The sequence below is a fragment of the Streptomyces sp. NPDC005070 genome (assembly GCF_053600395.1).
In genome coordinates, this window is the sequence record NZ_JBSFZS010000190.1 from 1 (window position 1) to 9435 (window position 9435).

8 protein-coding genes are annotated in these 9435 nt (G+C 70.9%); 2 read left to right on the top strand and 6 right to left on the bottom strand.

From position 1 onward, the window contains the following. Nucleotides 1-1687: ABC transporter permease (locus tag ACWEBX_RS34790; RefSeq protein ID WP_451888752.1), on the bottom strand; the 1687-nt coding region annotated here is incomplete at its 3' end. Then, on the bottom strand, nucleotides 1684-2676 hold the full coding sequence (locus ACWEBX_RS34795; RefSeq protein WP_451888753.1) for an ABC transporter ATP-binding protein: 993 nt from the start codon (nucleotides 2674-2676) through the stop codon (nucleotides 1684-1686). The genes ACWEBX_RS34795 and ACWEBX_RS34790, both read right to left, overlap by 4 nt. Before the next feature lie 103 nt (nucleotides 2677-2779). Here ACWEBX_RS34795 and ACWEBX_RS34800 point away from each other — a divergent pair, with 103 nt between their 5' ends. Beyond that, nucleotides 2780-3280, top strand: a complete 501-nt coding sequence (locus ACWEBX_RS34800) for a GbsR/MarR family transcriptional regulator (protein WP_451888754.1) — start codon at nucleotides 2780-2782, stop codon at nucleotides 3278-3280. A 20-nt stretch (nucleotides 3281-3300) separates the two neighbouring features. On the opposite strand, the gene ACWEBX_RS34805 is transcribed toward ACWEBX_RS34800, so the two are convergent. Further along, complete coding sequence (locus ACWEBX_RS34805) at nucleotides 3301-4158, bottom strand: diacylglycerol kinase family protein (protein ID WP_451888755.1); 858 nt, start codon at nucleotides 4156-4158, stop codon at nucleotides 3301-3303. A 195-nt stretch (nucleotides 4159-4353) separates the two neighbouring features. On the opposite strand from ACWEBX_RS34805, the gene ACWEBX_RS34810 reads away from it, so the two are divergent. Continuing rightward, nucleotides 4354-5637, top strand: coding sequence for an adenylosuccinate synthase (locus ACWEBX_RS34810; protein ID WP_451888756.1), 1284 nt, complete (start codon nucleotides 4354-4356; stop codon nucleotides 5635-5637). A gap of 97 nt (nucleotides 5638-5734) precedes the next feature. Here ACWEBX_RS34810 and ACWEBX_RS34815 read toward each other — a convergent pair whose 3' ends face one another. The 3 genes from ACWEBX_RS34815 to ACWEBX_RS34825 are packed head-to-tail and all read right to left on the bottom strand — an operon-like array spanning nucleotide 5735 to nucleotide 9375. Further along, nucleotides 5735-7525 (bottom strand): RICIN domain-containing protein, encoded by a 1791-nt coding sequence (locus ACWEBX_RS34815; protein ID WP_451888757.1) that lies wholly within the window; start codon nucleotides 7523-7525, stop codon nucleotides 5735-5737. A 39-nt stretch (nucleotides 7526-7564) separates the two neighbouring features. Continuing rightward, the gene (locus ACWEBX_RS34820; protein WP_451888758.1) at nucleotides 7565-8386 is read right to left on the bottom strand and encodes a carbohydrate ABC transporter permease; all 822 of its coding nucleotides are present in this window, start codon (nucleotides 8384-8386) and stop codon (nucleotides 7565-7567) included. Beyond that, nucleotides 8383-9375, bottom strand: coding sequence for a carbohydrate ABC transporter permease (locus ACWEBX_RS34825; protein WP_451888759.1), 993 nt, complete (start codon nucleotides 9373-9375; stop codon nucleotides 8383-8385). Before ACWEBX_RS34825 ends, ACWEBX_RS34820 begins: the two co-directional genes overlap by 4 nt. Nucleotides 9376-9435 lie beyond the last annotated feature (60 nt).

Sequence of the window (9435 nt, forward strand, 5' to 3'; positions counted from 1 at the left end):
CGTCGTTCGCGTCCTGGGTGCGCCAGCCGCCCGTGGCCACCGGACGGTCCCCCTCGTCGTACGCGATCAGATACAGACCGGCCAGGTCGCGGCGGCGCAGGCAGGCCAGGCCCGCCGCCGTCAGGGCCGCCGCGATCGTGATGAGGACGAGGACCGGTGTCCAGGCCATCGTGCCGCCCGGCAGCTTCGGCAGGTGGCCGAAGGGCGAGAGGTCCATGACGGCCTGCGGGATCTTCAGGGCGGGGCCGATCCAGCCGAGGACGAGGGCGAGGCCCGCCGCGGCCCAGGCGCCGGGGGCGACCCGGGGCGAGAGGCCGTACAGCAGGACGGCGAGGCCGCCCAGGGTCCAGACCGCCGGGACCTGGACCAGACAGGCGCCGAGGATCGGGCCGGACTCGGCGCCGTAGCCGAGGGCGAGCCCGAGTCCGCCGAGCAGCATGATGAGGACCGTGCCGCCGAACGCGAGGACGAGGTGTCCGCCGGCCCAGCGCAGCCGGCCGACGGCGGTGGCGAGCAGCGGTTCGGCGCGCTGGGAGGTCTCCTCGCCGTGCAGTCGCAGCACGGAGGCGACGATGTAGAGGGCGGCGACCATGCCCAGCATGTTCACCATGGCGGCGAGGAACGCGTCGGTGATCCCGGCCTGCCCGCCCATCCGCTCGATGATCTCGCGGGTCTTGGCGTTCTCGCCGACCAGGTCCGCGGCCCCCTTCGTGATGCCGCCGAACGCGGCGCCCGCCGCGAGGAAGCCGAGGCTCCAGCCGAGCACCGCGCCGCGCTGCAGCCGCCAGGCCAGCGCCCCGGCCGTGCCGAGACGGCCGGTCGCGGGTCCCGGCCGGGTGGGCAGGAAGCTCATGCCCACATCACGCCGCCCGGCGAGCGCGTAGGCGGCGGCGCCCTGCGCGGCGACGGCCGCGGCGAACAGCGGCAGGACCCACCAGCGTTCGTCCGCGAAGGCGCGGACGTTCTCCAGCCAGCCCAGCGGTGAGATCCAGGTCAGCACCGACGAGCCGTCGTCGGTCGCGGAGTCGCCCGCCGCCCTGAGGACGAAGGCGGCGCCGATCAGCCCGCCCGTCAGTCCCTTGGCGAGCCGCCCGCTCTCCGTGAGCTGGGCGAGGATCGCGGCCATGGTCGCGAAGACCATCCCGGTCGCGCCGATCGCGAGCCCCAGTGCCAGGGCCCCGGCGGCGCCCTGTCCGGCGAGGCCGACCGCGACGAGGAGGGCGAGGACGCCGTTGGCGACGAGCGCCGCTAGCAGGGCGGCGGTCAGCGGGGCCCGGCGGCCGACCATCGCGGCGGAGACGAGTTCCTGACGCCCGCTCTCCTCCTCGTCCCGGGTGTGCCGTACGACGACGACCAGGCTCATGACGGCGGCGAGGACCCCGGCGTAGACGCCGATGCGCCAGGCGGTGAGTCCGCCGAGCGAGTCGCCGAGCACCGGTCCGTAGGTGGCGCGCAGGGAGTTGTTGGCGAGCATCTGCTGTGCCAGGGAGGCGCGTTCGGCCGGGGTGCTGTAGACGCTCTCCAGCGAGGCCGGCAGGGACAGCACCATCAGCGCGGTCACGCCGATCCACAGCGGCATCACCACGCGGTCGCGGCGCAGCGCGAAGCGCAGCAGGGTTCCGGTGCCGGCCAGGGGGCGGGAGCCGCCGGCCCGTGCGGTGAAGGGGCCCGCGGTCGTGGCGGTCATCGGGCCACCGCCCCTTCGGTTCCGTCCGTCCGCGCGTCGTCCTGGTAGTGCCGCAGGAACAGTTCCTCCAGGGTCGGCGGAGTCGAGGTCAGGGACCGTACGCCGGAGTCGGTCAGCGAGCGCAGGACGGTGTTCAGCCGGTCGCTGTCGGCCTGGAACCGGACCTGGTACCCGGACCCGTCGTGCCGGACCCCGGTGTCCTGGACGTCGAGCTCGTGGACTCCGGGCAGTCCGGCCAGTCCGTTCGGCGGGCCGGTGAGTTCGGCGGTGACGCTGGTGCGGGTGAGGTGGCGCAGGTCGGTGAGGGAGCCGCTCTCGACGGTCCGGCCCGCGCGGATGATGCTGACGCGGTCGCAGAGTTCCTCGACCTCGCTCAGGATGTGCGAGGACAGCAGGATCGTGCGGCCGCGGTCGCGTTCCTCCCGGACGCACTGCTGGAAGACCTCTTCCATCAGCGGGTCGAGGCCCGAGGTCGGCTCGTCCAGGATGAGCACGTCGACGTCCGAGGCGAAGGCGGCGACGAGGGCGACCTTCTGACGGTTGCCCTTCGAGTAGGTGCGCCCCTTCTTGGTGGGGTCGAGTTCGAAGCGCTCGATCAGTTCGGCGCGCCGCGCCGGGTCGAGGCCGCCGGTCCGTCCGCCGCCCTGTCCGCCGCGCCGGGAACGGCCTCCGTCGTGCAGCCGCCCGTAGAGGTCGATGACCTCGCCGCCGGAGAGGTTGCGCCACAGGGTGACGTCGCCGGGGACGTAGGCGACCCGGCGGTGCAGTTCGACCGCGTCCGCCCAGGGGTCCCTGTCCAGCATGCGCGCCGTGCCCGCGTCGGCGCGCAGCAGGCCGAGCAGGACCCGGATGGTGGTGGACTTCCCGGAGCCGTTGGGGCCGAGGAAGCCGTGCACTTCACCGGTCTCGACCTCCAGGTCCAGACCGTCCAGTGCGTGCGTCGTGCCGAACGCCTTGTGCAGTCCGGCGACGCTGATTGCCTTCGTCATGGCCCGAACGTACGCTTCTTTCAGAAATTTGTGAAGTTAAGGAAACGTATAAATCCTGGATACACTCGACCGCGACGCGTGAGACAGGGGAGATGATCGGGAGATGGCGGAACCGAGTGCGGCGGAGCGGGACCCGGAGGCGGTCTCACAGTTCGTCGAGGGCTTCGCGGCCCAGCTCGTCGAGGCCGGGATGCAGCGGATGCCCGCCCGCGTCTTCGCCGCGCTGCTGGCCTCCGACTCCGGCGCCATGACCTCCGCCGAACTCGGCGAACAGCTCCAGGTCAGCCCCGCCGCCGTCTCCGGCGCGGTGCGCTACCTCGCGCAGCAGCACATGGTCTCGCGCGAGCGCGAACCCGGCTCGCGGCGCGAGCGGTACCGCGTGCACAGCAACCAGTGGTACGAGGCGCTGACCAACCGTGACGCGGTGCTCAAGCGCTGGGAACTGGCCCTGCGGGCCGGTGTCGACTCCCTCGGTTCCACGACCCCCGCCGGGCGGCGGCTCTCCGAGACCCTCGCGTTCTTCGAGTTCATCGACGGTGAGGTCGCCGCGATGATGGAACGCTGGCGCGCGCACCGCGAGACGCTGTTCGGCCAGGGCGGCTGACGAGGGGGAACGGCCTCGCTTCAGGGTGCCGCCGGCAGGGTCAGGCCCCAGGCCGACTCCCGTACCGTCCAGGTCCGGGTCCGGACCGGGCCGCTCACCACGGAGTCCGCGCCGTAGCGGAAGTCCGCGCCGGAGACGGTGAACTTGTGGCCCATCAGCCGCAGGGGCGAGGACCCGGCCCCCACGGACACCGCGCGCACCTCGATCTCGGCGCCGGTCCCCGAGCCCCCCGGCGTCACGGACACGGCTTCCACGGGCTGGTCCAGGTCCACCACGCACACCCCGTCGACCTCGATCCGCAGCCGGGAGGGCCCCGCCGTGGACACGGAGCCGAGCCGGGACGGCCGCGAGGCGAAGGTCCGTACGAGGGACTGGCAGGTGCGCAGCCACGGATGCCCGCCGGCTTCCTCCCCGGGTGCTCCAGCGGGCACGGGAGCCAGGGGCCGGGAGGGCGGCGAGGGGATGCGCAGCGCGCCGAGCACCACGCCGTCGCTGTCGTCCACGAGCAGATCGAGCCGCCGTTCGGCCCCGTCGAGGACCGCCCTGGCCGCCGCCACGGCACCCATCGGCACCCCGAGCGAACGGGACAGCGACAGCGCGCCGCCCACGGGCACGAAGGACAGCGCGCACGCGGCGAGTTCCCGCCGCCGGTGCAACAGCGACACCGCCCGCAGCAGGGCACCGTCGTCACCGATGACGACGGGTCGGCGCGCGCCCCGGCGGAGTAGCGCCCGAGCGAATTCCTCGGGCCCTTCCGGGAGGCACACCTTCGTCGCCGCACCCGCGCTGAGCACGTCTTTCGCGATCCGGACGGACTCGCCGTCGGTTCGTCGGGCGACCGGGTCGATGACCACCAGGAGCTGGTCGGAAGCCGCCACCTCGGTCCTGCCTCGCTTCCTCGGGTAACATCTTTCTGCAAGAGCCCCTTGCGCCTTTGCGCCAGGGGCTTCGTCTATTCCGGGGCATCCGGTCCGACGGTCGCGGCCCATGGTGGTCGCGGTGTGCGCAGCCGTAGCCACGGTCGCGTACGTCCCCGACCTTGGACATGCCCCGCCCGGAAGGGGTGTACGCCTGTGCCCGCACTTGTGCTGCTCGGTGCTCAGTGGGGTGACGAAGGCAAGGGAAAGGCCACCGATCTGCTCGGTGGATCCGTGGACTATGTGGTTCGCTACCAGGGCGGTAACAACGCCGGCCATACGGTAGTCGTGGGCGACCAGAAGTACGCCCTCCACCTCCTCCCTTCCGGAATCCTCACGCCGGAGTGCACTCCGGTGATCGGCAACGGAGTCGTCGTCGACCCGTCCGTCCTGTTCTCCGAGCTGAACGGACTGAACGAGCGCGGCGTCGACACCTCCAAGCTGCTGATCAGCGGAAACGCTCACATCATCACGCCTTACAACGTCACTGTCGACAAGGTGACGGAACGCTTCCTCGGAAAGCGGAAGATCGGCACCACCGGGCGCGGCATCGGCCCGACGTACGCGGACAAGATCAACCGCGTGGGCATCCGCATCCAGGACCTCTACGACGAGTCGATCCTCACCCAGAAGGTCGAAGCGGCGCTGGAGGTCAAGAACCAGCTCCTCACCAAGCTCTACAACCGCCGCGCCATCGAGGCGAGCCAGGTTGTCGAGGAGCTGCTGGGCTACGCGAACCGGCTCAAGCCGTACGTCGCGGACACCGTCCTGATCCTCAACCAGGCGCTGGAGCAGGACAAGGTCGTGCTCTTCGAGGGCGGCCAGGGCACGCTCCTGGACATCGACCACGGCACGTATCCGTTCGTGACTTCGTCGAACCCGACCGCGGGCGGCGCCTGCACGGGCGCCGGTGTCGGCCCGACCAAGATCAGCCGGGTCATCGGCATCCTCAAGGCGTACACGACCCGGGTCGGCTCGGGTCCGTTCCCGACCGAGCTGTTCGACGCGGACGGCGAGGCGCTGCGGCGCATCGGCCACGAGCGTGGCGTGACGACCGGCCGTGACCGGCGCTGCGGCTGGTTCGACGCGGTCATCGCCCGCTACGCGACCCGTGTGAACGGTCTGACCGACTTCTTCCTCACCAAGCTGGACGTCCTGACCGGCTGGGAGGAGATCCCGGTCTGCGTGGCGTACGAGATCGACGGCAAGCGCGTCGAGGAACTCCCGTATTCCCAGACCGACTTCCACCACGCGAAGCCGATCTACGAGACCCTCCCCGGCTGGTCGGAGGACATCACCAAGGCGAAGACCTTCGGTGACCTCCCGAAGAACGCGCAGGCCTACGTGAAGGCGCTGGAGGAGATGTCGGGCGCCCCGATCTCCGCGATCGGCGTCGGACCGGGCCGCACCGAGACGATCGAGATCAACTCGTTCATCTAGCGCGGAGCGGTGTCCGGGCCAGGTCCCGGAGCGGTTGATTCCACGAGTACGCCCCCGGCCGACATCCGGGGGCGTACCCGTACCCGTGGGGCCGGCCTCAGCGCGCGGTCGGCTTCCACAGGTGGTCGGCGGTGCCGTTGTCGGTCCACTGGAGGACCTGGGCGCCGGTGGAGGTGCTCATGCCGTTCACGCCGAGCAGTAGTCCGCTGTTGTAGTTGGCGATCTTGTAGTAGCCGTCACCGGCGGGGATCAACTGCCAGAGGTGGTCCGCGGTGCCGTTGTCGCCCCAGATCAGCGCCGTCCCGCCGTCCGCCGTGCCCGCGTCGGTGATGCCGAGCAGCAGGCCGCTCGCCTTGTTGGCGATCTTGTAGAGGCCGGAGCCGGCGGCGGAGAGGGTCCACGACTGGCCGCCGCCGGTCGAGGACGTGGCCTGGACGACCGCGGTGCCCTGGGCCGTGCCCGCGTTCCGGGTGTCCAGGGCGAGGCTGCTGTTCTTGTTGGTGATCTGGTAGGTCCCGGCGAGCGAGGTGGAGGTGCCGCTCGGGGTGAGGACCAGGTGGTAGCCGTCCGAGGCGTTCATGGCCACGGGGACGGTGACCGACCCGTTCGCGACCGTGTAGTCGGCCTCCGAGATCGTGTACGGGGCCGCCACCGCCGTGGTGCGGCCCTTGGAGGGGGTGTACTCCAGCTTGGCGTGCACCGTCGCGCCGAACGCGGACAGCGAGCCGAGTCCCTTGACCGTGACCGCCGTCGAGCCCGTGCCGCCGCCGAAGACGACGCTGATCTGCCGGCCGTCCCCGGTGCGGGACGCGGCGCCGTCGATGCCCGTCTGGGCCGGGGGCGTGGTCGGGACCATGCTGCCCGACATGTCGCCGTACCACTTGTAGAGCCAGTACGAGCCGTTGGGCGATCCGCCGGTGTCGGTCAGGGTGTCGCCGAGGGTGCCGTAGTGGTTCCAGAAGGCGAGCTCGGCGTCATGGACACCCGCCCGCTCGAACTTGGCGACGTACCCGACGAGCGGACCCGGCACTCCGACCTCGGCCGTCGTCCCGTACTCCTCGATGGAGATCGGCCGCGCGCTGATGCCGAGACCGCTCTCCAGGGCGCGGTACGCCGCGACGTGCGCCGCGATGTCCTTGGAGCCCTGGAGTTCGTGCCAGGCGACGATGTCGGGCACGGTGCCGGCGGCCTTGGCGGCGGTCAGGAACGTGCTCATCCAGCTCTGGTTCCACGCCGAGTGGCTGGGACCCTGGATCGGCGTGGTGGTGTCCTTGGCGCGGACCTCCTTGTAGGTGCGCGTCCAACCCGCCTCGAACGTCCCGGCGTTCGTGGTGTCCCAGGTCCAGTCGGGTTCGTTCCACAGCTCGTAGGCCTGGATGTTGGTGGCGGAGGAGGACTTCACCGACGCGATCTGGGTGTCCACCGCGGAGAGCCAGTCGCTCCAGCTCACCCACTTGTAGGGGAAGTCCGGATACCAGTCGGGCATCCGGACGACGACCCCGGCGCCGGCCCGCGCGGCCTTGGACGCCACGGTCAGCGCGTCGCCCCCGGGCGCGGGTTCGCCGTTGGGGAGCTGGGATCCGCCCGGCGCCATCTGCACGAAGGTGTTCGGCTTGAGCGGGGAGACCAGGCGGTCGGCCGGAGTGCTCGCGTCGGCGAGGCCGTACAGACCGCCGCTCGCCACATGGGTGACGGAGCGCAGGGTCTGGTCGGCGTTCACGACCAGGGTCGTGGCCGCGGTGGGGGCGGCCTGGGCGGGAGGTGCGGTGAGCAGGGCGGTGGTGGCCAGGACGGTGGTGGCGAGGGCGGTGGCGCCGAGGGTCGCGAGGGCGCGGGTGCGGGGGCGGTGCCGGCTTTTGGTACGGGCTAAGCGTTTCGTGCGGCTCATGGTGGAGCCTCCTGAAGGTGGGGAGCGGGGAACGCCTGCTCAGTCCTTCACCGCGCCCGCGGTCACGCCCGCGGCCACATAGCGTTGTGCCAGGACGAGCAGGACAGTGGCGGGGACCGACGCGACCACGGCGGTGGCCATGATCGCGTTCCATTCCTGGTTGTTGTTGCCGATGTAGTGGTAGATGCCGAGGGTGATGGGGCGCATGTCGCCGCCGCCGTCGAGGGTGTTGGCGAAGACGAAGTCGGACCACGCCCACAGGAAGGCGAAGAGCGAGACCGTGACGATCGCGTTGCGGCTCACCGGCAGGACGACGGAGCGGAAGATCCGCCAGGTGCCCGCGCCGTCGATGCGGGCCGCGGAGAGGAGTTCGCCGGGGATGCCCGCCATGAAGGCGGCGAAGATCATGACGCCGAACGGTACGGAGATGGTGGAGTCCGCGACGATCAGACCCCACCAGGAGTTGAGCAGCCCGAGGTCGAGGAAGAACCCGTAGAAGCCCATCGCCATGACGATCCCCGGGATCATCTGGGCGACCAGCAGCGCCAGTCCGAGGGGGCCGGCGCCGGGCGGGCGCAGCCTGGCGAGGGAGTAGCCCGCCGGGGCGGCGAGGGCCAGCGTGAGGACGACGGTGCCGAGGCCGATGAGCAGACTGGTGCCCAGGTAGGGCAACTGGTCGTTCAGGACGGCCCGGTAGCCCTCGAAGGTGGGGTGCAGCGGGAACAGGTCGGGCGGGCTCTTGCGCATGTTCCGCTGCGGGGTGAGGGACACGTTCAGCATCCAGTACACCGGGAAGAGCATGAGCGCCGTGAGGGCGACTCCGATCACGGTGTGACGGCGTCCGGTCGTACGGGACTTCATGCCTCCTGCCTCCTCTGGACGTGGATGTGCAGCAGCCCGAAGGCGAGGGCGATGACGATGAGGATGTTGCCGACGGCGGCGCCGGGGCCGAACTTGGGCAGCAGGGTGCCGAATCCGAGCTGGTAGGACCAGGTCGCCAGGGTGGAGGAGGCGTTGCCGGGGCCGCCCTTCGTCATGATCCAGATCAGGTCGAAGACCTTGAGGGTGTAGACGAGGCCGAGCAGCAGCGTGATCGCCGAGACCGGGCGCAGCAGTGGGAACGTGACGCGGCGGAACTGCTGCCAGGTGCCCGCCCCGTCCAGGGCGGCGGCCTCGTACAGCTCGGCGGGGATGCTCTGGAGGCCGCTGTACAGGATGACCAGGTTGAAGGGGATGCCGATCCAGATGTTGGCGACGACGACCGAGGTCAGCGCCCAGTGCGGTGAGGTGAGCCAGCCGACGGGGTCGACCCCGACCAGGTGCAGGGCGTAATTCACCACGCCGGACTCGCTGTTGAACATCCAGGACCAGGTCGACGCCGACACGATCAGCGGCAGCAGCCAGGGGATCAGGAACAGGGCCCGGAGCGTGGGGGCGAGGGGGAACCGGCGGTTGAAGAAGACGGCGAGGGCGAGTCCTGCGGCGTACTGCACGGCTATGGAGGCGAACGTGAAGATCATGGTGTGCCGCAGCGCCGGGGCGAAGGACGGGTCGTCCAGGACCGTGCGGAAGTTGCCCCAGCCGGTGAAGGGGGCGTCGCCCGCGACGAAGGACCTCACCGTGTAGTCGCGCAGGCTCAGGTCGAGGTTGCGGTAGAGGGGGTAGGCGTAGAAGGCGGCGAGGTATGCGGCCAGCGGAGCCAGGAAGGCGAGCGCGGTCAGCCGGCTTCGGTGGTGGTGGGTGAGCATGCGGAGGCCTCTGCGGTTTGCCGGGTGCGGTGCGGTGCGGTGCCGTGCGGGTCCGGTTCCGGGTTCAGCTCCGGTGGGTGGGTCGGGGCCGTGCCGGTGCATCAGCCCGTCGCCGTTGGGTGAGAGGTGGGCGTCGGTGGCGACGGGCATCGATGTACCGGC